This is a genomic window from Sporosarcina sp. Y1011 (assembly GCF_057669885.1).
In genome coordinates this window covers 1-24,245 of sequence record NZ_JBYHFP010000017.1, presented here as the reverse complement: position 1 = coordinate 24,245, position 24,245 = coordinate 1, and the positions used below count along the sequence as shown (strand labels likewise).

The following is a 24,245-nucleotide window of genomic DNA, read 5'->3' as shown; positions in this document are numbered from 1 at the left end:
CTTACTCCTTCTCGCCAAGCGCTTCAATCAGCTCCGCTTCATTCCACACTGTAATTTCAAGCTCCTCGGCTTTTGCCAATTTAGAGCCGGCATCGTCCCCCGCGATAACGAGATCTGTCTTTTTACTAACACTGCCGCTCACTTTTCCACCAAGCGCTTCAATTTTCTCTTTCGCCTCGCCACGTGTCAAAATAGTCAATTTCCCAGTTAGCACGACAGTCTTTCCTGAGAAAACCCCGTCTGTCGGAACGTCTTTCCTGTTTCGCCAAATGTATGCCATATTCAATCCGTATGATTCCAGCTTTCGAAGTACTTCAAGCACTTCTTCTTTGCTGAAATAAGTAGTAATTGAATCAGCAACCTTGTCACCGATTTCATGGATTGTTATGAGTCGCTCCACATCAGCTGTCATTAATGCAGAAAGTGTACCAAATTCCGCCGCAAGGATAGTCGCCGCTTTTACACCTACATGACGTATGCCAAGCCCAAAGAGCATTTTTTCCAAAGAGTTTACTTTCGATGCTTCGATCGCTGTTAACAAATTGGAAACGGATTTTTCACCCATCCGCTCAAGCTCCAGCAACTGTTCTTTTGTCAGCGTATATAAATCTGAGACATCGTGAACCAGATTCGCGTTATACAATTGGTCGACTACCCGTTCGCCGATGCCTTCAATATTCATTGCGTTGCGGGACACAAAATGAATGATTGCTTCTTTCATTTGTGCGGGACATTGTGGATTAACACATCGGAGTGCTACTTCTCCTTCAATCCGAATCAATTCGGAGTCGCAGACTGGACAGTTTTCCGGCATATCAAAAGGTACTTCTTCACCAGTCCGTTTTTCTATAATTGGCGCAACGACCTCAGGAATGATGTCCCCTGCCTTACGGATAATAACTGTGTCTCCGATTCGAATATCTTTCTCTTTTATGAGGTCTTCATTGTGCAGAGAAGCACGACCCACTGTCGATCCTGCGACCTGAACCGGTTCCAGTATCGCTGTAGGAGTAACAACACCTGTCCTCCCGACACTAAGCTCAATATCTAGCAATAATGTGACTACTTCTTCCGCAGGGAATTTATATGCAGTCGCCCATTTAGGACTTCTTGCCGTGAAACCAAGCTGTTCCTGATCTTCAAAATTATCAACCTTTACAACAATCCCATCGATTTCATATGCTAAATTTAAGCGGTTTCCCACCCATTTCTCGATATAATCGATTACCTCATCTATAGTGTTGCAATGCTGCCGTTCTTTATTCGTTTCAAACCCTAGACTATCAAGGTAATTGAGTGAATCTGAATGGCTGTCCTGTCCATATGCACTGCCATCGCCGCCGATTCCATAGATGAATATCGCCAAGTTACGACTGGCCGCTATTTTCGGGTCGAGCTGACGAAGTGAACCTGCAGCTGCATTGCGCGGATTAGCGAACGGTTCCTCACCAGATTCGTCACGCTTTGCATTTAGGTTCACAAATGACTTCTTGGGCATATAGGCCTCGCCACGGACTTCAATAGAAACAGTTTCTTTCAATCGCAATGGAATTGTCCGGATTGTCTTTAGACTTGCCGTTATATCTTCTCCAACAGTCCCGTCTCCACGTGTCGATCCTTGGACAAACTTGCCGTCGACATATCTAAGCGAGATGGCAAGCCCATCTATCTTTAATTCACAAATATATGAAACATCCCGCCCGGCCGCACTTTTCACCCGCTTGTCAAATTCTCTTAACTCTTCATCATTGAATGCATTGGATAGACTGAGCATCGGAAACTCGTGGACGACTTTCCCGAATCCTTTTAATATCTCGCCTCCAACGCGTTGCGACGGCGAATCCGGATAAATAAGGTCGGGGTTTTCTGCTTCAATGGCTAGTAGTTCTTGCATATAACGGTCGTAATCCGCGTCAGAAGTGAGTGGTTTATCGAGCACATAATATGCATGGCCATACTTATGAAGAAGATCATTCAATTCTTCCACCCTTTTTTCAAGTCCCACACGATCCATCGATTTGCCCTCTCCTTCTCTATTAAGCTTTTTCAATTGGTGCAAACTTTGCCAGTAATCGCTTGAGACCGACCGGTTGTGGGAATGCGATATCCAGTTCGACTTCTTCGCCCATCCCTTTCACGCTAACAACCATACCTGTCCCCCACTTTTTGTGAACTGCTTTGTCGCCCGGGTTCCATCCCATTTTGTCTCCACCACTCGTTTTATATACAGGTTTTTTAACAGCTGATCGAGTAGGTATAGCCTTGCTTCCACCACCGATGGAGAATCCGGAGTTTGCAGAGAGCATTTCCGTGATGTCTTCTGAAATCTCTGCTATGAACCTTGACGGGCTATTATAACTTGCACGTCCATAAAGTGTTCGATAAGAAGCAGAGGATAAATATAGTTTTTGTTCCGCACGTGTAATACCTACATAAGCGAGACGTCTCTCTTCTTCCATCTCCTCGTCATCACCCATCGAACGAGAGTGAGGGAAGACGTTTTCTTCCATCCCAATTATGAATACAACAGGGAACTCCAATCCTTTTGCTGCATGCATTGTCATTAAGACGATTTTTTCCGAGGATTTGTTCTCTTCTTTATCTAGTGAATCAATATCAGCGATGAGTGCAAGATCTGTCAGGAAAGCGAGTAATGATTTATCGCCAGTATCTTCTTCTGCACGTTTCTCAAAAGATTCTGTGACGGATAGGAACTCTTCGATGTTTTCCAGACGACTTTCTGACTCAATTGTTTTTTCACGGTGAAGCATTTCACGGTAGCCTGATTTATCGAGCACTTGCTCAACAAGTTCAGTTACTGATAAATATTCCTTCATTTGAGTGAAGCCTGCAATAAGTTCACGGAACTTGGCAACTTCATTTGCAGCTCTTGACGTGATTCCCATAAAGTCGACTTCCTGTAATGCGTCAAAAACGGAGCGGTCGTGTTCAATTGCGAAGCGCGCCATTTTATCGAATGAAGTAGCACCTATACTACGCTTCGGCTCATTAATAATTCGGGCTAACGCAAGGTCATCATCATTGTTGGAAATAAGTTTTAAGTAAGCAAGTAAGTCCTTAATCTCTTTTCGTTCATAGAACTTCGTGCCGCCGACGATTGTGTAATCGAGATTCGATTTTACAAGGTATTCCTCAATAACACGCGATTGTGCATTCGTACGATATAGGACTGCAAATTGATCGAGCTTAAGTTTCTCCTGCTCTTGCAATTCAATAACTTTACCTACGACAAACTGCGATTCATCTTTTTCATCGCTCGCTTTGTACACATAGATTGATTCACCTTCGTCATTATCCGTGCGTAGCTTTTTATCGTAACGGCTCTTGTTATTTGTTATGACGTCGTTGGCCGCTTGCAAGATTCGTTTCGTCGAGCGATAGTTTTGCTCAAGCATGATCATTTCGGCATTATTATAGTCTTTTTCAAAGGACAGGATATTGCCGATATCCGCACCGCGCCATCTGTAGATGGACTGATCAGAGTCTCCGACAACACATAAGTTTTTGAATTTTGCCGCTAGCATATTAACAAGTCTGTACTGTGCGTTATTGGTGTCCTGATACTCATCGACATGAATATACTGGAATTTGTTTTGATAAAATTCTAGGACATCCGGTACACGTTCGAATAATACGAGTGTCATCATTATTAAATCATCAAAATCGAGCGATTGGTTTTGACGCAGCCTTTTTGCATAGCCATCGTATACATCCGCAATTGTCTTTTCATAAGGGTTGTGGGAATTGATTTGCGAACGGTACATTTCTGCATCAATGCATTCGTTTTTTGCGGAACTAATCGCATTTAGCATTGTTCTTGGCTCGTATTGTTTCGCATCAAGGTTCAACGATTTCAAAACACTTTTAATAACCGATAATTGATCGGCTGAATCTAGAATCGAGAAGGATTTAGAAATACCAATCCTGTCGCTATTCCTACGCAGTATCCGTACACACATCGAGTGGAAAGTAGAAACCCACATTCGTTCACCCGTACCTGCACCTAGCAAGCCGTCGATACGGTCGCGCATTTCACGAGCCGCTTTGTTCGTAAATGTAATCGCGAGTATATTGGATGGATATATATTTTTTTCTACGACTAAATAGGCTATACGATGTGTCAGGACACGTGTTTTACCAGAACCTGCACCCGCCATAATGAGAAGAGCACCTTCCGTCTTCTTCACTGCTCTTGCTTGTTCGGGATTCATGCCTATTAGTAAATCTTCAGCTATTTTGTTCATTTACATCGCCCTCTCGGAACATTTGTTCTTTATTATACACCGTATTGTCTTAGCGGGAAACCGATTTCACTGCATCGACTGTTGACAATGCTGCATTTAAATCTTCATAAATGATGTTGCCAACGATAACTGTATCCGCAATTTCTGCCATCTCTATGGCTTTTGCGGCGTTGTTAATCCCACCGCCATATACAAGACGTGTGTTTTCTAGTACACGTGATGCTGCTTCCACAATTTTAGGATCACCGTACTTGCCACTGTATTCCAGATAAAATACCGGTAGTTTGAAAAGATGTTCTGCCATGCGAGCATAAGCGATTACATCTTCTTCGTCAGGCACATCCGTCACGCCGGTCAATTTCGCCGCTTTGCAGTCGGGATTCATAATACAATACCCTTCCGTTTGAATTTCATTCCAGTTCATCATATGACCATATTCACGGAGAGCGGAATGATGAATTCCATTAATCCACTCCACTTTTGTTGAGTTAAGCACTGTCGGTATCAAAAAATAATCGAATCCAGGCGTAACGGAGTCAACTGTCGATATCTCAAGTGCAACTGGAACGGAATACCTTCTAATTCGAACGAGTAAGTCAAGTATATTATCGAGTGTAACCCCATCTGTTCCGCCAACGATAATACCATCTGTTCCTGACTCGGCAAGCAGTTCTAATTGTTCGTCGGTCACTGTTTTTTCGGGATCTAATTTGAAGGCATGACGCCATATAGTGAAATCCATGTCTTACCACCCAATCTTTTAATGTTCGTTGTTTAAGTATACCAAAAAAACCGGTCAGATTCTTTCTCTGTCCGGTTAAACTTGAAAGTATAAAGTGTTCAAAGTCTAGATTAAAGCTTATTTCGTTTCTTTTGTAGTTTCAGCTTCTTCATTCACCTGGGGATATAATCGTCCAAGCACTTTTTCGTAACCTCCTGAACCGTAGTCAACACAGCGTCGAATCCTTGAAATCGTCGCTGTACTGGCACCTGTCTCACTTTGAATCGTATCGTACGTCTTTTTCATCATAAGCATTTGTGCCACTTCGAGCCGCTGCGCGAGTGACTGTAATTCACTTATAGTGCTTATGTCATCGAAAAACGCATAACATTCATCGAGGTCTTTTAATTCGAGCATCGCTTTAAAAAGCTGATCCGTTTGATGACCACGGATTTTATCAATTTGCATATGTCTCCCTCTCTCTGAATGAATTCTTTAAGGGGTATAAGTGACACTCGTTGCCATTCCAGGTTGGGTAGAAACAATATGAATCCATGTCTTTCCTGGAACAAGTTGAGCCGGAACACCATTTTCCATTGGCGTTAGGATCCCATCGATATTTTCCCACTCAATTTCTTTTGCAATACCTGCATGGAACAACATTCCTTTGCCGCCCGACTCGATGTCAACCGACTGTCTTCCGACGTTATCGATTGTACGAAATGCGGTTTCAAACACAATAACATTTGCAAGCGCAACCGGTTTTTCCTCGGATTTATCAACAGTCAATATTCCATTTACCATCCTATTGTATGTCCCTAGTTCTCCATCGTAGGCGTAGGTGCTCGTAAAGTCCGGATCGGTACCCGTTCGAACGACGAGCATAGATGCTATATCTCCTATTTTAGCACTTTCAATTGACTCATGGAAAGAAAATACTGGGATTAATGACATTTCCATTGGTGAATTTGTTTTTTCCATAGCAGCGAGCACATTATCTCCTGATATATAGGAGTTATGTGGCGCTATCCTCTCTCTCAACCGATGGAAAAGCGTTCCGTCATATTGCATACCATTAACGTTATCAACAAAATGGCTTTGCAACAACTGCTTAGCATCTGGACTATAACCATGGGCAACATAAAAAGCATCAAGCCCTTTCGCGATATGAATGAAGTAATCTCTCGCACTGCGGATGGGGCCTATTTCTTCAGGTAACTCACTTTGGAATAACGCCAAAAGTCTTGTAATGTTCCCCTCCGCCGCAAGTTCATAAACGATATCCGCATCACTAATGCCAGACTGCGGCCTTGCTAAAGGATGATTATTAATTGTCGCGAGAACCGGGCGACGGGTATTCTCCTCTTCCGTGAATACTCCGGTGAACGGTGACTTATACAATAGATCCGGCTCTTCTTCAACGATAACTGGATTTTCATCCTCTTTTAGGACGGGTATTATATCTTCCGCCTTCTCTTTTGTTGAACAAGCCGACAGCAGCAACATTGCAATTACTATGGATACTAGCAATCCCCTCATTTTCTTCTCCATTCTTGTCCCCTATCTTCCGGTTGCCGGAATGATTATTTCTTTTTTCATAACATCATACAGTCCCATCTGTGTGATGCGGATATAGGGCAGATGTGTAGATTGGAGGAACAGGAATGTATAGACAGCATCACCTTTCGTGTATCCTCGATCTGCAAGTGCCTTTTTCAATTCTAGTTCCTGTCCAATCAATATAGGGAGCGGTTCTGCCGATAATCCCCCGCCTATCGGTAGTGGGATTGTCGCGATTGCCACTCCGTTTTCGGACAGCACCATGCCGCCCCCAATCCGCTTAATTTCTTTAAAGGCGTTGTGCATTTCTCTTTTATCTTTTCCAATTAAAATAATATCTCCTGTATTCGAATAAGAGGTTGCAAAACCTTGAATATTTGTAGCAAACCCTTTAATAATTGTATTCATATGCCATTTCCCATTTCGATCAATAAGCATGAGGAAACTTTCATCATGATCACTCGCCAATGTTTCAACCGTTGTGTCGATTGTCACATTATATGGCTTCGTTATTACATCATTAACCATTTCAATTCCAATCGAGTCTTCAAATATGAAATCATTTTCGTTAAGATCAAAGTCAGGAACGAACGGTTCTACAAATGACCAATCGATAGCCGGGAATGGTTCTGCAGATTTGTTTTCACGTTTCAACCACTTTCCTTTCGATAATACATCCGTTGGCACTGGACTAAATTCATCTTCAAGGATATTTAGCGTCGCATAACGGCCAGTCGCAATGACTCCGTGTAAATCAGTCATATCATAGTAGCGCGCTACATTATAAGAAGCCATCTGATAAGCATCGATTGGTGGAACACCTGCTTCGAGCGCGACACGAATACATTTGTCCATAACCCCATCAATGTGAAATGAAGGTGTCGACCCATCCGTTGTCATCATCAGATGATCAAACACATTGAGTTCTTTGTCAACAATGTCTTTTAATAAATGCGGAAGATCAGGTCGAATGGACGAATGCCGAAGCGTCACTCCGTAACCGTGTAACAATCGGGCTTCCACTTCTTCAATAGTCATCGATTCATGATCCCCATCCGTTCCAAGCAAACGCATACGTGCAAGTGTGCGCTCAGAGGCACCGGGTAAATGACCTTCTATTTTCTTACCACCAACTTTTGCAGCATGCACGGATGCGACCATATTTGGCTCCCCAGCTATCAGCCGCGGCCAACCTGTCAGTTCTCCCCCTAGCAATACTTCAGGGCGTTCAATCCATTCTTTAATTGCTTCCAAATTAAATAATTCCATTTCATTTTGTAGAAAGGTCTGCGAGTCAAATCGAGCCCACCAGTAAAATGAAAATGGCAATTCATTCATCTTATCAAGAAGCGCAAATGATGTTTCGTTTTTTAGTGACATAAATAATATTAGATTATCAGAAATGAATGTTGTCGTTCCAAGCTGCGCCGCATATTCTGCGAATGTCCCAGGGTTATACAATTGAAACGGGTGAACATGTGGTTCAATATAGCCGGGAACAATTTTCTTTCCCGATGCATCGACGATTTCTGCTCCCTCTAGCATTACTGGCATTTCCTTCCCAGCATACACAATGCGATCGCCAGCAATCCAAATGTTTCCCTTCATCCATCTCTTATAGATTGAATGCAAATACTCTGCATTGGTGATAATGATGTCCGGTGCTTTCTTGCCGTCAATCATATGTAGTTGTTCTTTTATTTCACTGGATTCCCACATAATACTCTCTCCCTTTTACTTAACTATTCATACTATTTATCGTAGCATAGCATTGCTGAAATAAATAGGAGCTAGAAGACTCTGACGGGCTTCACTCAAAAAAGGATTTAACCCTTTTTTGACGAAATAGATATTACTACAGATGATTGGATTTGATTTGATGACGGACAAAATGGAATTCAATGAAGAAATGGCAACAGAGTATGACAAAGGGGTGCGGCGAACATTACCGACGTATGACTCCATGTTTAGACTCGTCCAAACGTATTTACGAGCAAATACAACTGCGCAGCCAAACATTCTTGTGGTTGGAGCTGGCGGTGGCACCGAACTCGCTACGTTTGGACCTGCTAACCCGACATGGACATTCACCGCTGTCGATCCCTCCGCACCTATGCTCGAACTTGCTAGGGTGAAAGCAAATCAGTTAAATATGGCAGACCGCGTGGAATTCATTGAAGGCACAATCGATAAAGTTGGAAGAAGCCATCTTCATGATGCGGCGACATGCATGCTTGTCCTACATTTCATAACAGATGCTGATGATAAACTGCGGCAATTGAAAAGTATCCGACAACGTCTAAAACTAGGAGCACCTTTCGTCATCGCTACGATGTTCGGTAATTCCAATGACCCAGCATTCGATGCGTTATTCTCACTATGGAAAGCATACTGGCTAGACACAACAAATATGACTAAAGCCGAAGTAGATGAAATGGAAAAAACCGTTCGTCAGCTGTCCTTTATTCCCGAAGAGGAGATTGTACGTTTACTTGAGGAAGCTGGTTTTGGTAAAATCGCTAAGTTTTTCACGACGAATATGTTCGGCGGGTGGATTTGCAAAGCTGAATAAACAGGACAATCCCTTTGCTTTTATCAATAAACAAAGAGGTTTTTCACCTTTAAGTTCTAATGTTCTTTCTAGTATAGATTACTAATTGACTCCTATAACCGTGTTCTTTCAATCAGATAAATTCAAGTGTTCTCTAACTTGAAATAGACACAGTCTCTTCCGATATCCGGAAAAGCCTGTGTCTATAATTCTTTAAGAGCCCATCGAATCCTTGGGTGTTGTAAAAAACACTGATAGCATGGACAATATGCAAAATACTGCACAAATTACTAATCCAATCATCGCTGCAAAATCTGCACTGTTGCTGATTGATAATGCGCCGAAGATACTTGCACAGACTGCGATTCCGGTCGATCCGCCAAGCGTACTCGACATTTTGTAAATACCTATTGCAACCCCCGCCTTCTCAGCCGGCGAATTTGAAACAGCCGTATCTGTTGAAGGCGTTGCATAGAGGCCAAGTCCTGTTCCAAATAAAATGAAACCAACGATGACTGCAATGGTATAAGCTAGATCTCCCAAAAAAGTGAGCGTCATGAACGCAATACCGATACTTGTAATCAACGGACCAATCATCATTGGCTTCCTTGCACCGACTTTTTTTATCAATTTTTCCCCTATTCTGATTGTTATCATAATAAAAATAAGATAACCGATTGACAGCAGCCCCGACTGAAATGAAGTGAACCCTCTCGCTAATTGAAGATATGTGTTGATGATGATTAAAGAACCAGCTACCATGTTCAATAAAAAATTCGATAACGTCGCACCCGAATAAGCCCGGTTTTTGAAGATGGAGAAATCAATAAAACTATCGTCCCCTTTTTTGAAACCGTTCATAAAGAACATAATCACTGACAATACAAAGAGCATAATCAACGACATAGTAATCCAACTCGTCCACCCGAACGAGCTCCCCCGAGTAATAACGAGGTTCAAACTGATCATTGCGACAATAAAAGGCACAAGACCTACATAATCAAATTTCTTGTTCGACGCTACTGTCTTTGTCTCAGGTGTGCCTTTCAACAACAATAGTGAAATGATAGCCACCGCAATGGAAAAGACAAATATCCATCTCCATCCCATCGATGTCGCAATTGCTCCTCCGGCCAACGAACAAATGCCTGTGCCTCCCCAAGATCCAATCGCCCAGAAACTTAACGCACGTTGACGAGCCTCCCCGTCATAATAAGCTTTTACAATTGCAAGAGTCGCAGGCATGATACACGCCGCCGAAAATCCTTGAATGACCCGTGCGCCAATGAAGAGGGGCGTGCTGTGTGCCATTATTAGTAACGCCGAGCCCGAAATACTGAGAACCAACCCAATGACCGTCAGTTTCATTGCTCCGAAACGATCGACAAAACCGCCTGCAACGACAACAAAAACACCTGAGAATAGTGCTGTAATGCTAATTCCTATCCCAATCGTACTGACATCCACGCCCAAATCTTTTTGAATGTCCGGGACCGTATTCAATAACGCCTGGGCAAACAGCCAATATGTAATAATCCCTAATACAAGACCTAGAATTAATTTATCGTTACCTTTGTATGTGTTTTCCATAAGTGCACTCCATACTGTTTGACTTATTTTCCATCTATATAGCAAAAGTAAAACATACGCTTTATAAACTGAGCTTAGGCGCCGTCCAAGAGCTAACAAGAAAAGTTGAAAGCGCCCGGGTAGGTGCGACTAGCATAAGAAAAGCTGACGACGTGCACTTTTTGATTGGGAAAGCTACATGTCAATTCTTCCTAGGGAAAGAATACAGTTTAAGCATTCCTAGTTAGGTTGGCTTGCGGCCTCGAGCATCTAGCGCTAGAAACTTAGGTCACCGAAGCTATGAGACTAGGAGTCTAGCAGGTAAGCCTGCGATGTAAGTCATCTTCTAGCACCTAAGTAGATTAGAATGGACTCTTTATTAACTTAAAAAATCCGAACCCCAGACCAATTTGTGTATGTCCGGGATTCAGATTAGTGTCCTGTCATCTTATATGTTCAACTTATTCAAACGTACGCCACCCAATATCTGTTCTATAAAAGAATCCGTTCCATTCTAATTTAGACAAGCCTTTGTAGACGTTCTCCTGCGCTTCTTTTAATGTATCTGCTTTTGCTGTTATCAAGAGTACGCGACCGCCATTGCCAGCGAATCCAGTGCCATTTGATTTTGTACCTGCATGGAAGACTTCTAATCCTTGTGCTGACAAAATATCAAGGTCAGGCAAAGCCGCACCCTTCACGACATCTCCCGGATATCTATCCGCCGCAATGACAACGCCTAACATCGCTTTGTCATCCCACTTCAAGTCAAACGGTTTGCCGGCCATCAGTGCAGTCATGAATTCTCCAAAGTCCGATTCCATCCGTGGAAGGACGACTTGTGTTTCAGGATCGCCGAAGCGGGCATTGAATTCAATCACTTTCGGTCCATCTTCGGTGAGAATAAGTCCCGCATACAAAATACCTGTAAACGGGGTTCCTTCTGCAGCCATCGCTTCAACAGTCGGAACGACAACCTTGTCATAGGCTTCCTTCACAATTGCATCCGAAATTTGTGGAACCGGTGAGTATGCACCCATACCGCCCGTGTTCGGTCCTCTATCACCGTCATACGCCCGCTTATGATCTTGCGCGACTACCATCGGGTATATCTGACCGTCATGGACGAACGACATGTAAGAGAACTCCTCGCCGTCCAGAAACTCTTCGATAACGACACGTGATGATGATTCGCCGAACTTCTGGTTGCCAATCATATCATCGACCGCTTCAAGCGCCTCTTCGAGTGTCATCGCAACGATAACACCCTTTCCAGCTGCAAGACCGTCTGCTTTAACGACAATTGGTGCACCATTTTCTCGGATAAATGTTTTTGCTTCTTCTGCATCAGTAAATGTTCCGTACGCAGCAGTTGGAATAGCATACTTTGTCATAATCTCTTTCGCAAATGACTTACTTCCTTCAATTAGCGCCGCCGCTTTTGTTGGACCGAACGCTGTTAATCCGTGTTCAGCAAAGTGATCAACAATACCTTCCGCTAGCGGTTGTTCAGGACCAACAAATGTCAGGTTTACATCATTTTCTTTGGCAAACGAAGCAAGTGCCTCAAAATCCAACGCGTCGATTTGCACACATTCAGCGTCCTTTTTCATACCATCATTGCCTGGTGCTACAAATACTTTTGAAACTGAAGGGGAGACATTGAACTGCCTGGCGATCGCATGCTCGCGGCCACCGCTCCCGATAACGAGTATATTCAATGTACTTCGCTCCTTAGTGTTTGAAATGACGTACGCCCGTGAACACCATCGTGATGCCGTAGTCGTTCGCTTTTTTAATCGAATCTTCATCTTTCACTGAGCCGCCGGGTTGGATAATTGCCGTAATACCCGCTTTCGCAGCAGCTTCGACAGTATCGTCCATCGGGAAGAATGCATCAGATGCAAGTGCTGCACCTTTCGCGCGTTCGCCAGCTTGTGTTAGCGCGATATTCGCAGCTCCAACACGGTTCATCTGCCCAGCTCCAACACCTAACGTCATACGATCATCTGTTACTACGATTGCATTGGACTTCACATGTTTAACAACAGCCCAACCAAGTTTCATCGCTTCCCACTCAGCTTCCGTCGGCTCACGGTCTGTCGCAACACGAATGTCAGCATCCGCAAACCCGTATGTATCCGGCTCTTGCATAAGTAGTCCGCCTTCAACAGATACTGTATTCCATTTATCTTTTTTGTTTTGATCAAACGAAATTGTCATCAAGCGAATGTTTTTCTTCTTGGTCAAGATTTCAACTGCTTCACTTGTGAAAGCAGGCGCAATGATAATTTCAAGGAAAATTCCTGCTAATTTTTCAGCGGTTGCTACATCTACTTCACGGTTCAATGCGATTATACCACCGAAGATAGACATTGGATCTGCTTCATATGCTTTATTGAACGCGTCGAAAATCGTTTCGCCAGTTCCAACGCCACATGGATTCATATGTTTTACTGCTACTGCAGCTGCTTTATCAAATTCTTTGATGATTTGAATAGCCGCGTTCGCATCTTGGATATTGTTATAAGATAGCTCTTTGCCGTGCAATTGTTCCGCATAGGCAATCGAGAAATCCGAACCGAGTGGTCGGCTATAGAAAGCTGCTTTTTGGTGTGGATTTTCTCCGTAACGAAGCGGTTGTTTTAGTTCATATGTATACGTAACCTGCTCCGGGAATTCTTCGCCTGTAAGGTCAGTCAAGAAACCGGCAATAAGTGCATCATATGCTGCTGTATGACGGAATACTTTAGCTGCTAAACGTCTGCGCGTTTCAAGCGTCGTTTTACCGTCTGCTTTGATTTCAGAGAGTACTTGATCGTAATCTGCTGCATCGACGATAACTGTAACGTAGGCATGGTTTTTCGCAGAAGCACGAAGCATTGCCGGTCCACCGATATCGATATTTTCGATTGCATCCTCATTGGTTACATCTGGTTTTGAAATTGTTTCTTTAAACGGATACAGATTCACACAAACGACGTCAATCGGCTGGATGCCGTGCTCTTCCATTTGCGCGATATGAGAAGGGTCGTCCTGTTTTGCAAGAAGTCCTCCATGTATCAACGGGTTAAGCGTCTTCACGCGGCCTTCCATAATTTCCGGGAATCCCGTTACTGCATCTACTGCTGTAACTGCGACACCATTGTCCGCAAGATGTTTCATCGTACCGCCTGTAGATAACAGTTCATAGCCAAGACTTTCCAACGCTTTCGCAAATTCCAAAATACCACTTTTGTCCGACACGCTGAGCAATGCACGTTTTTTCACGAATAAAACCCTCCAATTAGTTTGAATATGACCTGTAAAAAAGTTAACGGCTAAAAAGTTCGTTTAATGTATCTTTATATAAATCGTGTTCAACAGCGTGAATCGCTTCAGTCGTTTTGACAGCATCGCCATCGACAACATCGACAGCACACTGTGCGAGAATTCGTCCCGTATCCATTCCCTCATCGACAAGGTGAACTGTGACACCTGTTACTTTCACACCATGTGCAATGGCCTGCCCAATTGCATCTTTCCCTGGAAACGAGGGGAGCAGTGACGGATGAATATTAACGATGCGAGATGGATAAGCCGTCAATAGTACTGGACCCACAAGACGCATATACCCTGCAAGGATAAGCCACTCTGCCCCCGATTCTTGAAGCGCATGTAAAATTGCTTCTTCGTAAGCATCTTTCGTTTCGAAATCTTTCGGTCGAAATGCCGCGACTGGAATACTACCTTTTTCAGCACGTTCAACGACAAACGCTTCCGGCTTGTTGGTAACCATCAGTACAATTTCAGCGTTCAACTCGCCTTTTCGGCATGCTTCTTCAATAACTGCAAAATTACTACCGCTTCCAGATGCGAAAACGGCAATCTTTATTTTTGAATTCATTTGGCAAGACTTCCGTCATGTGTTCCTAAAAACGTGACGCCTTCGCCTTCAATAACACGTCCGATAATGAACGCTTCTTCCCCGTGCTCGGCTGCAATTTTCAGGGCAGCATTCGCTTGTTCTTCAGGAAGTGCAATCACAAATCCGATACCCATATTGAATACGCTGTATAGATCTTTATCTTGTAGTTCGCCTTTTTCTTTTAGCATGTTAAAAACGGGAAGTACTGGCCATGAACCTAAGTCGATTTCTGCTCCGAATCCTTCAACTAGCATACGCGGTAGGTTTTCATAGAAGCCACCGCCTGTAATATGACCCATTGAGTGAACATCGAGTTCGTTATGCATTTGAAGAACGGGCTTTGCGTAAATTTTTGTTGGTTCAAGAAGTGCGTTGCCAACTGTACCAAGCTCTTCATATCCAGCAATAAGACCATCAATTTCATAGCCTTGATCTTCAATTACGATTTTACGGACAAGTGAATAGCCGTTCGAATGAATACCACTTGATGCAATTCCGACAAGAACGTCGCCAGCTACAACTTTTTCGCCAGTAACCACTTTACTCTTTTCACAAGCACCAACAGCAAAACCAGCTAGATCATACTCGTCGATTTCATATAGACCTGGCATTTCCGCCGTTTCTCCGCCTATCAAAGCCGCTCCTGATTGAACACAGCCATCTGCGATTCCTTTAACAATTGCTTCAACTTTTTCGGGTACAGCTTTTCCAAGCGCAATATAGTCAAGGAAGTACAGAGGTTCCGCACCTTGCGCCACAATATCATTTACACACATAGCGACACAGTCAATACCAATCGTGTCATGTTTATCAGCCATGAACGCGAGTTTCAACTTTGTTCCAACACCATCAGTACCAGAAATAAGAACTGGCTCTTTATATTCGAGTGCAGAAAGATCGAACATGCCACCAAAACCGCCGAAAGTTCCCGTTACACCCTTACGAGCAGTACGAGCAACATGCGATTTCATCCGTTCAACTGACTCGTAGCCAGCCTCGATATTTACCCCTGCATTTTCATAAGCTTTTGACATGTGAAATTCACTCCTATCTAACATTTTCTTTTTCGTGTGGCAATACAGTATCTGAATAGATTTCAGTCGGATACTCTCCAGTGAAACAAGCAAGGCATTGTCCGCAGTTTTTTGTATTATCCGGACGACCAATTGCTTCAAGCATTCCTTCAGCGGATAGAAACGTCAGTGAATCTGCACCAATGAGATCACGAATTTCATCAATTGTTCTATTCGTCGCAATCAATTCTGAATCTGTACTTATATCAACGCCGTAAAAACACGGGCTGACAAGCGGTGGTGATGCAATCACAACGTGAACTTCCGTCGCACCCGCTTCTTTCAACAAATTGACAATCCTTTTCGACGTTGTACCGCGAACAATTGAATCATCCACCATAACAACCCTTTTACCGTTCACAACTTGACGAACTGGAGAAAGTTTCATCTTCACGCCCTTTTCACGTAACTCCTGTGATGGCTGGATGAACGTCCGTCCTACATACCGGTTTTTAATAAGTCCCAGTTCATAGGGAATTCCACTTTCTTCAGAAAATCCAATAGCCGCTGAAATACTTGAATCAGGGACACCTGTGACGACGTCCGCTTCGATATGTACTTCGCGTGCAAGTCGCTTACCACAACGTTTTCGTGCCGAGTGAATATTTATACCGTCTATATCCGAATCAGGACGTGCAAAATAAACATATTCCATCGAGCACATGGCAGAATCTGCAGCTGGTGCAAAACGTTCAGACTGAAGACCACTATCATTAATCATGATTAGTTCTCCCGGCTCTACGGAGCGAATCCATTCCGCACCAATAATATCGAACGCACATGTTTCTGATGCAACAACCCATGCATCCCCCACTTTCCCAAGAGATAGTGGACGGAGCCCATTTGGATCCTGTGCAATCATTAACCCGTCATCTGTTAAAATGACAAATGCAAATGCACCTTTTAACATAGACAGCGCCTTTTTCACACGGTCGCGCTGGGTTAAAGCTCCAGCGCTTTTCTTGATTAAATGAGCCAGTACTTCTGTATCTGAATTTGTTTGAAAAATGCTGCCTTGGCGCTCAAGATGTTCACGCAGTTCGACTGCATTTACAATATTACCGTTATGTGCGATAGAAAGACTTCCCGTCGTTGAACGGAAAACTAGTGGCTGGACGTTCTCAGCTCCGCGGCCATCTTCCGATGAATAACGGACTTGTGCAATTGCAGAATTCCCTTTTAAATCATTTATTTTATCGCCAGCAAATACTTCATTGACAAGACCTTCGCCTTTTAAGACTCGAAGCTTTTTGCCTTCCTTTGTTACAATTCCGGCTCCTTCTTGCCCTCGGTGTTGCATTGCGTGCAGACCATAATAACTCATCTGCGCGGCTTCTTCATGTCCCCATATACCAAACACGCCGCACTCTTCATTTAAGCCTCTGAGTTCAGCAAGCATTGAATAGCCCCTCTCCAAGCGGATCGTAATTCATCAACCATACCATCGATTAACGTACTTCCATCGCTACCATTGATAATGATGCGGTTGTTATCCGTTACTGCACCAATTTTAATCGCATCTTTTACAGCTTCTTCAAAAGCTACTGCATTTTCTTCTTTAACGGAAACTAAGAAGCGTGATTGTGTTTCACTGAATAAAGCCGTTACTGCTGATCCTGAAACTGTAACGCCAGCTCCAAGGCCTTCTGCTCCAAAAGCTTTCTCACAAAGCGCTACCGCGAAACCGCCTTCTGACAAATCCGTTGCAGATTGTACAAGCCCTGCTTGGATAGCTGTAAGAAGTTCTTTCTGGCGTGCCGCTTCAACATCAAGTTCAATTGACGGTACTTGTCCGAAAATCTTACCTTCTGTCATTTGTTGCAATTCACTGCCACCAAAATCAAGTGCTGCTTCGCCGATAACATAGATAACATCGCCTGCGCGTTTAAATTCAGTAGTTGTTACATGTGTTAAATCGTGAATAATACCAACCATACCAATCGTAGGTGTTGGATAGATTGGAACGCCGTTCACTTCATTTGATAAGGAAACGTTCCCACTAATTACAGGTGCATTCAGCTTGCGACATGCTTCTGAGATTCCTTCTGCAGATTTCTCAAGTTGCCAAAACACTTCTGGCTTGTCTGCACTACCAAAGTTTAAGCAATCTGTTATTGCAATCGGCTCTGCACCTGAACAAATTATGTTACGTGCTGCTTCCGCGACTGCGATTTTACCACCCGTTTCCGGATCTAGGTACACAAACCGAGAGTTACAATCAGAAGTCATTGCGAGTCCTTTATTCGTTCCACTTACACGAATGACACCTGCGGAAGAGCCTGGTGCAACGATTGTATTTGAACGTGCTTGCGTATCAAATTGGTTATAAACCCATTCTTTCGATGCAATCGTCGGACGTTGTAGCAAATCCATTAACGTTTCATGCACATTATTCACTACAGGCTCTGTCATTTCCATGGCTTGAAATTCTCTAAAGTAAGCTGGTTCCTCAGATTTCTTATGGTAAACAGGTGCATCTTCTGCTAAAGTATCCGCTAAAATTTCCGCAACCACTTCACCTTTATGGAAAAGACGTAGCATTTTATCGTCTGTTACTTCACCTATCGAAACTGCTTCAATCTCATATTTCGCACATAGGTCGGTCACTTCTTGTTCACGGCCTTTTTTCACAACAACAAGCATCCGCTCCTGTGATTCCGAGAGCATCATTTCGTATGCTGTCATTCCCTCTTCACGCTGCGGTACTAAATCTAAGTTCAGTTCCACGCCATATCCAGCTTTAGATGCCATTTCAGCAGCAGAAGATGTTAGCCCGGCAGCACCCATATCTTGAATACCAATAAGTGCATCCGATTTCACAAGCTCCAAGCATGCTTCCATTAGAAGTTTCTCTAGGAAAGGATTTCCCGCCTGCATAACCGGTAGTTCTGCTTCTTCTTCTTCAACAGCTACTTCCACTGAAGACATCGTTGCACCATGTATGCCATCGCGCCCCGTTGTTGCACCTACATACATAACTGTATTGCCAACGCCTGCAGCGACACCTTTTTGAATATCTTCATGGTTCAATAGGCCAACAGCCATTGCATTAACTAAAGGACGTTTTGAATAACAATTGTCAAACTGCACTTCACCAGCAATTGTAGGTATTCCAATTGCATTACCGTAACTTGCCATACCTGCTACAGCTTCTTCAAATAAATAACGATCACGTGCATTCGATAATTCCCCAATACGAAGGGAGTTGACGAGCGCTACTGGGCGTGCCCCCATTGAGAATACATCACGTAGAACCCCGCCGGCACCTGTTGCCGCACCGATAAATGGTTCGATGGCAGATGGAGAGTTATGTGATTCCATTTTGAACACAACTGCCTGGTTATCACCGATATCAACAATTCCAGCACCCTCGCCTGGCCCTTGAAGAACACGCGCACCTTCAGTCGGGAATTTACGAAGTACCGGTTTTGAGCTTTTATATGAACAATGTTCAGACCATAGTGCCGAGAACAGGCCTGTTTCCGTATAGTTTGGAAGGCGTCCTAACATCTCTTCTGCACGTTCAAATTCTGCGTCAGACATTCCCATTTGTAAATATAATTTTCCATCTTTAATTTGTTGTGCGTTCGGTTCATGCTTGGCTGACATTATTTTCACTCCACCTTTTCAAGATTGAATTAAATAGAAGCAATCCGTCTGTTCCTCCGATGATTTCCTCTACTGCACGTTCAGGAAGTGGCATCATGCCGAGTACATTGCCCGTTTCGTTCAATACGCCTGCGATATCTGCTGTGCTGCCATCTGCATTCCCGTCCGCATATGTAAATACGATTCGGTTATTACTTTTCAAATCTTCTACTGTCTTTTCGTCAACATAGTAGTTGCCATATTCATGAGCAAATGGAATTGTAATTTCTTGCCCTTTTTCATAGCCTGCTGTAAATATAGAATCTACATTTCCGACAGTCAATTTCGTTTTACCTGATCTGAACTTCAATCCTTTATTGCGCAAGAAAGCTCCTGGTAAAAGGCCTGCCTCGGCAAGAATCTGGAATCCGTTACCCACACCAAGCACAGGTTTCCCTGTTGCAGCAAATGCCTTCAAACTAGCAATTGCAGGTGAACTTTGTGCTAATGCACCCGGTCGCAGATAATCTCCATATGATGCTCCGCTCGGAATGAGTACTGCGTCAAATCCATCTAGAATCGCTTCTGTATGCCAGACATACTCTACTTTATAGCCTAAAACATTATTTACCGCGTGGTGCATGTCGATGTCACAGCCCGATCCTGGGAAAACAAGAATAGCGAACTTCATTTGACCGCGACCTCCCCAATTTCGTACCGGTAATCTTCAATGACCTCGTTGACTAAAAGCTTTTCGCACATTTCTTTGACACGTGCATTGATATCTGTAGCTGACCCGTCTACTTCTAGCTCGATTAATCTGCCAATACGTACGCTTTCGACTTCTTTAAAGCCCAATGTTTGAAGTGCATCTTTCGTTGTGATTCCCTGTGGATCAACAACACTTTCACGAAGTGTTACGTATACGTTTACTTTAGTCATGTTTTTTCCTCCCAAATAAAATTAGTTTAGTTTGTTCCTGGAAATGGACTTCTTTCAAAATCTATGGCTCCAGCAAGTTGCATCTGTTTTGACTAGACCACTCTCGTAACCGGATGGATATATCATCAATATCATCCTAGAATTATGACCAGATGCTTGTAGCTTCAATCTCTTCCAGCGTTTTTTCAATGCTGTTGGTCATGATAGTAACATGCCCCATTTTACGCTTTTCCTTTGCCTCTGCCTTACCGTATAAATGGATGGACCAATCAGGATGCTCTTTAACCACTTTTGTTAGTGGCGCGACATGTTCACCAAGTACATTGACCATAATTGAAGGTGCCCACAAAATTGGTTTGCGTAGAGGCCACCCACAAACAGCTCTGATGTGCTGATGAAACTGTGAAATATTACATGCCTCAATTGAATAATGGCCCGAGTTATGTGGACGTGGTGCCAATTCATTTATAACAATTTCGCCGTTTTCTAAAACGAACATTTCGACGGCTAGTGTTCCGACTAAATTGAGATGATCTGCAATTCTTGTTGCTGCTTCTTCAGCTCGTACCAAAACGCTTTCGAGAACTCTAGCAGGCACGATTGATTCATGCAATATATGGTGTTTATGAATATTTTCAGCAATTGGAAGACAATAGGACTGTCCTTCTGCATTGCGCTGAATGATAGCGGATATTTCTTTTGTGAACGGGACAAATGCTTCCGCAATACATGCCGAATGCGTAAAGAGTGACTCAGCCAAGTGAAGTTCTTGTTCTTTATCAATTTTCACTTGGCCTTTACCGTCATAACCGCCGAATGCTGTTTTGACGATACATGGGAAACCAATTTCACCAATTTTCATCGTTAGTTCTTCGAATGTCTGTGCTGTAACATATTTCGCAACAGGTACACCTGATGCAGTGATTTCAGATTTTTCGATTATTCGGTTCTGCGTAATCCGGACAAGTTCAGCTCCCTGAGGTACATGTGCAATTTCAGAAAGTCGTTTGAGTCCTTCGTAATCAATGTTTTCGAATTCATATGTGATGACATTACTCACTTCACCAAGTTCTTGAAGCGCTGCTTCATCATTGTAAGGAGCAACAATACGGATATCAGCGATCTGTCCACAGGGTGAATCCATGACCGGATCCAATACAGCAATCTTGAACCCCGCTTCTTTTGCTGCAAGTCCCATCATTCTGCCAAGCTGACCACCGCCAATAATCCCTATCGTTTGTCCAGGTAATATTGTTTTCAAAGTAAGTCACCACTGCTTTCTAACGCCGCTTCACGCATGTTGTCTCGGCGTTCTTCAATACGTTTCATTAAAGCTGAATCATGCACTCCGAGCATCTGCGCCGCAAGCAAACCTGCATTTACAGCACCCGCTTTTCCAATCGCCATAGTAGCAACTGGTACACCGCCTGGCATCTGAACAATCGATAGAAGAGAATCCATCCCATTTAACGCTTTTGATTGAACAGGTATACCGATAACAGGAAGTAATGTTTTTGCTGCAACCATCCCCGGCAAATGTGCCGCGCCGCCTGCTCCTGCGATAATAACTTCCAGACCCTTATCTTGCGCTTGTTCAGCATATTCAAACATGAAATCAGGAGTACGATGCGCGGAGACAACTTTCTTCTCATACGGGACTTCAAGTTCGTCCAAAATATCACACGTATGCTTCATCGTTTCCCAATCACTTTTACTTCCCATAATAACACCGATTTTCGGTTCCAAATTTAATCCGCTCCTTTATTGGAAAAGCGCAATGCGCCGTCTTTGATGTAGCAGGCGCAAGATAAGCGCGCGAAGTGAAGTTCTTTGATACATATCAGGATCGGCATATGATACGACCATATAGTCCAATCCACTATTTTTTTAGATAACTGTTAAATTCCAAATACAAAAGTGTTGGAGCTCAATCACAAATGATCCATGTTTGATGTTGCCAACAATACGAGTTTCCCCAATTTCTCAAGCAATTAAAAAACCTCGAATAGACTGCTTTTCAAATGCATGAAAAGCCGGCCATTCGAGGACGTTGAAATATGCGTTAAGATGAATGCACCCATTGGTACCCACACACCTTTCGCTAACATTCTTGAAAGTCGCTTTCCCGCATAGTCCGGACATTACGGTGTCCTGGTAGAAACACTGTGGCCAATTCCACAGCATATATGGGGATTCGTATTTACTACTTGTATTTTAGCAAGTTCTAGCGCATTCGTCAACGATAAAAGACGAACAATAATATATTATACTTTTAAATCGTTCGTCTTTAAGCTACTTTATTCTTCTGTTCGTATCCCTTTGAATTTGATAACCTGCCTGATAGGTATAAATTCGCCATTTACCTCTTCAAACAGCGGCTCTTCCTTTCGAGCAGCAACTGTATACCCGTCATCAGTCATTCTCTTCAAGCACTCTTCAATCGTCTCATCCGTTTTAACTTCATACCACATCGTCTTATTTTTACTCACTTAAATAACTTTCCTTTCCTTACGCTCTTAACCCAGAACCCGCCATGTATGGTTTTCGCTTCATAGGCAATAATAAAAGCTTTTGGGTCTATTTCTTTTATTGTAACGTATAGCTTCAATTCATATTTACGCGGAGTTAGAATCTGCATGGATGTTCGATCACCATCTAGGCCATTTGCTGACCAATCTGTAACTCCGTATCCTTTTTCTCTTAATATACTCGGTAATTTCAAATTTTCCTTCGAAGTGATTACGTTCACCGTAATATAACCCAGCGCCATTTTCTCTTCAATTTTCGTACCTATAATTACACCACAACCATAACCGATTGCATATGCAATTAAATTCTGAATTTCATCTAAATTATCCAGTACTAAACCAAGACCGATAACATAAACGACAACTTCCACCATACTCACTACCGCAGCGATATACCTATACCCTTTTAAAGTCATAATCATGCGTACCGTGAAAAATGTTACGTACACGATATTGATGGCAAAGATAATGAGCACCATTTGCAAAATAACCATCCCTTTCTTTTGCGTAACTTCATCCTATCGTTGATAGACTCCGATTTCAAGACATTAAGAATAGGTCCATATTTCTTCCAGTGATTGAATTACAAGTGCCGATGATATTCCGATAGAGTATATATAGAGGTGTAGGATATCGGGTCTAATTTCTGAAGGAAATATATATAAACCGAGCGAAAATACTTAACTAATGTCCCAATATATTTAGCGAATTAGAAATACTGCTATTACCTCTTTTGTGCTTTGTGGTAGCCCAAGTTACGCATTCGCTAGTTAGTCTATTTAAGCGAGCGCATTTCGTTATCGAGGATTAGATATGCAACCTGCAGTTCCATTAACCAAGAGAATTCGTTTAACATCAGTATCAATACATGGAACGAATCAGAAATCCTGATGATACCATTCCAGCGCTTTGTGGATGCCTCTCACGATAAGCCGGAAAGAAGATCACTTTCAGTCTTACCGCTTCGGTTACCACGGAGACGCGCCTGCGCTAGATAGTCTATATAGAAGGAAGGCGAATTTCGGTATCAGGGATTATACCTGCAATCTATAATGTATCTCTCTTGAATAATATTACTATCAAATTATAATCACGTTATAATCTCATTCATACATCTCAAAATCCCAACTCTCTCGATAATGAACACACCAGCGCAAGCGCGACAAAGGGGTGGCCGAAGCCGTAAGACTGGATGCGAAGCGCTAATCCCGGATTAGGACCAAGAGACATCCCAAAAGCACTAAACGGTCTACAAGACGTTAGCTTATTGGAATTACTTATTTAAATAACGGTTGAAATTGTACAGAACGGAAAAATTATCTAGAGTTAGATATGGAAAAAGACGACATTTCATTCGAAATTGAACGAAATGTCGTCTTTTAAAATTAGATTCATTCACGGCATTTAAAAACGTACGTTTTACAGTAGCTAACAATAAGGCAAGAAGCTAAAAATAACCAAAGAAAAAAGCCATTACCTATTGGCAACGACCTTGGGCCTGGCGACGTCCTACTCTCACAGGGGGAAACCCCCAACTACCA

The 24,245-nt window shown here is 43.0% G+C and carries 20 protein-coding genes and 1 riboswitch; of the genes, 1 reads left to right on the top strand and 19 read right to left on the bottom strand.

Annotation, left to right across the window (positions count from 1 at the left end; all coding sequences use genetic code 11):
- Position 1: 1 nt before the first annotated feature.
- From ligA to AC25Y5_RS15210, 6 genes are all read right to left on the bottom strand, one after another.
- Positions 2-2,014: an NAD-dependent DNA ligase LigA gene (gene ligA, locus AC25Y5_RS15235; RefSeq protein ID WP_488141040.1), complete on the bottom strand. Its 2,013-nt coding sequence runs from the start codon at positions 2,012-2,014 to the stop codon at positions 2-4.
- Between the two features lie 22 nt (positions 2,015-2,036).
- Positions 2,037-4,265 (bottom strand): DNA helicase PcrA, encoded by a 2,229-nt coding sequence (gene pcrA, locus AC25Y5_RS15230; RefSeq protein WP_488141039.1) that lies wholly within the window; start codon positions 4,263-4,265, stop codon positions 2,037-2,039.
- 49 nt (positions 4,266-4,314) lie between these two features.
- The gene (pcrB, locus tag AC25Y5_RS15225) at positions 4,315-5,007 is read right to left on the bottom strand and encodes a heptaprenylglyceryl phosphate synthase (RefSeq protein ID WP_482105714.1); all 693 of its coding nucleotides are present in this window, start codon (positions 5,005-5,007) and stop codon (positions 4,315-4,317) included.
- 117 nt (positions 5,008-5,124) lie between these two features.
- Positions 5,125-5,454 (bottom strand): YerC/YecD family TrpR-related protein, encoded by a 330-nt coding sequence (locus AC25Y5_RS15220; protein WP_488141038.1) that lies wholly within the window; start codon positions 5,452-5,454, stop codon positions 5,125-5,127.
- A 27-nt stretch (positions 5,455-5,481) separates the two neighbouring features.
- On the bottom strand, positions 5,482-6,537 hold the full coding sequence (locus tag AC25Y5_RS15215) for a DUF3048 domain-containing protein (protein WP_488141037.1): 1,056 nt from the start codon (positions 6,535-6,537) through the stop codon (positions 5,482-5,484).
- A 9-nt stretch (positions 6,538-6,546) separates the two neighbouring features.
- Positions 6,547-8,265 carry an adenine deaminase C-terminal domain-containing protein gene (locus tag AC25Y5_RS15210; RefSeq protein ID WP_488141036.1) on the bottom strand — a complete coding sequence of 573 codons (1,719 nt, stop codon included), beginning with the start codon at positions 8,263-8,265 and terminating at the stop codon, positions 6,547-6,549.
- A 160-nt stretch (positions 8,266-8,425) separates the two neighbouring features.
- On the opposite strand from AC25Y5_RS15210, the gene AC25Y5_RS15205 reads away from it, so the two are divergent.
- Positions 8,426-9,118: a class I SAM-dependent methyltransferase gene (locus tag AC25Y5_RS15205; protein WP_488141035.1), complete on the top strand. Its 693-nt coding sequence runs from the start codon at positions 8,426-8,428 to the stop codon at positions 9,116-9,118.
- 192 nt (positions 9,119-9,310) lie between these two features.
- Here the strand turns inward: AC25Y5_RS15205 and AC25Y5_RS15200 are convergent, their stop codons facing one another.
- The 13 genes from AC25Y5_RS15200 to AC25Y5_RS15140 all read right to left on the bottom strand — a co-directional run bounded on the left by AC25Y5_RS15200 (position 9,311) and on the right by AC25Y5_RS15140 (position 23,198).
- Complete coding sequence (locus AC25Y5_RS15200) at positions 9,311-10,687, bottom strand: MFS transporter (protein ID WP_488141034.1); 1,377 nt, start codon at positions 10,685-10,687, stop codon at positions 9,311-9,313.
- Positions 10,688-11,127: 440 nt separating this feature from the next.
- The gene (gene purD, locus AC25Y5_RS15195; protein WP_488141033.1) at positions 11,128-12,387 is read right to left on the bottom strand and encodes a phosphoribosylamine--glycine ligase; all 1,260 of its coding nucleotides are present in this window, start codon (positions 12,385-12,387) and stop codon (positions 11,128-11,130) included.
- A gap of 13 nt (positions 12,388-12,400) precedes the next feature.
- On the bottom strand, positions 12,401-13,936 hold the full coding sequence (purH, locus tag AC25Y5_RS15190; protein WP_488141032.1) for a bifunctional phosphoribosylaminoimidazolecarboxamide formyltransferase/IMP cyclohydrolase: 1,536 nt from the start codon (positions 13,934-13,936) through the stop codon (positions 12,401-12,403).
- Positions 13,937-13,979: 43 nt separating this feature from the next.
- Positions 13,980-14,552, bottom strand: a complete 573-nt coding sequence (purN, locus tag AC25Y5_RS15185) for a phosphoribosylglycinamide formyltransferase (RefSeq protein WP_488141031.1) — start codon at positions 14,550-14,552, stop codon at positions 13,980-13,982.
- A complete protein-coding gene (purM, locus tag AC25Y5_RS15180) occupies positions 14,549-15,607 on the bottom strand; it encodes a phosphoribosylformylglycinamidine cyclo-ligase (protein ID WP_488141030.1) in 1,059 nt (352 codons plus the stop codon). Before purM ends, purN begins: the two co-directional genes overlap by 4 nt.
- A 13-nt stretch (positions 15,608-15,620) precedes the next feature.
- Positions 15,621-17,045 (bottom strand): amidophosphoribosyltransferase, encoded by a 1,425-nt coding sequence (gene purF / locus AC25Y5_RS15175; RefSeq protein ID WP_488141029.1) that lies wholly within the window; start codon positions 17,043-17,045, stop codon positions 15,621-15,623.
- Complete coding sequence (purL, locus tag AC25Y5_RS15170) at positions 17,021-19,255, bottom strand: phosphoribosylformylglycinamidine synthase subunit PurL (RefSeq protein WP_488141028.1); 2,235 nt, start codon at positions 19,253-19,255, stop codon at positions 17,021-17,023. The genes purF and purL overlap by 25 nt, the downstream gene beginning before the upstream one ends.
- Positions 19,239-19,925: a phosphoribosylformylglycinamidine synthase subunit PurQ gene (gene purQ / locus AC25Y5_RS15165; RefSeq protein WP_488141027.1), complete on the bottom strand. Its 687-nt coding sequence runs from the start codon at positions 19,923-19,925 to the stop codon at positions 19,239-19,241. The genes purL and purQ overlap by 17 nt, the downstream gene beginning before the upstream one ends.
- Positions 19,922-20,176 carry a phosphoribosylformylglycinamidine synthase subunit PurS gene (gene purS / locus AC25Y5_RS15160; protein ID WP_488141026.1) on the bottom strand — a complete coding sequence of 85 codons (255 nt, stop codon included), beginning with the start codon at positions 20,174-20,176 and terminating at the stop codon, positions 19,922-19,924. Before purS ends, purQ begins: the two co-directional genes overlap by 4 nt.
- 142 nt (positions 20,177-20,318) lie before the next feature.
- Positions 20,319-21,437 carry a 5-(carboxyamino)imidazole ribonucleotide synthase gene (gene purK, locus AC25Y5_RS15155; protein ID WP_488141025.1) on the bottom strand — a complete coding sequence of 373 codons (1,119 nt, stop codon included), beginning with the start codon at positions 21,435-21,437 and terminating at the stop codon, positions 20,319-20,321.
- On the bottom strand, positions 21,434-21,922 hold the full coding sequence (gene purE / locus AC25Y5_RS15150; RefSeq protein ID WP_488141024.1) for a 5-(carboxyamino)imidazole ribonucleotide mutase: 489 nt from the start codon (positions 21,920-21,922) through the stop codon (positions 21,434-21,436). The genes purK and purE overlap by 4 nt, the downstream gene beginning before the upstream one ends.
- Positions 21,923-22,286: 364 nt before the next feature.
- Positions 22,287-22,386, bottom strand: a riboswitch (purine riboswitch).
- Between the two features lie 87 nt (positions 22,387-22,473).
- Positions 22,474-22,665: an NETI motif-containing protein gene (locus AC25Y5_RS15145; protein WP_482105701.1), complete on the bottom strand. Its 192-nt coding sequence runs from the start codon at positions 22,663-22,665 to the stop codon at positions 22,474-22,476.
- On the bottom strand, positions 22,662-23,198 hold the full coding sequence (locus tag AC25Y5_RS15140) for a DUF2179 domain-containing protein (RefSeq protein ID WP_482105700.1): 537 nt from the start codon (positions 23,196-23,198) through the stop codon (positions 22,662-22,664). The genes AC25Y5_RS15145 and AC25Y5_RS15140 overlap by 4 nt, the downstream gene beginning before the upstream one ends.
- Between the last annotated feature and the right edge of the window lie 1,047 nt (positions 23,199-24,245).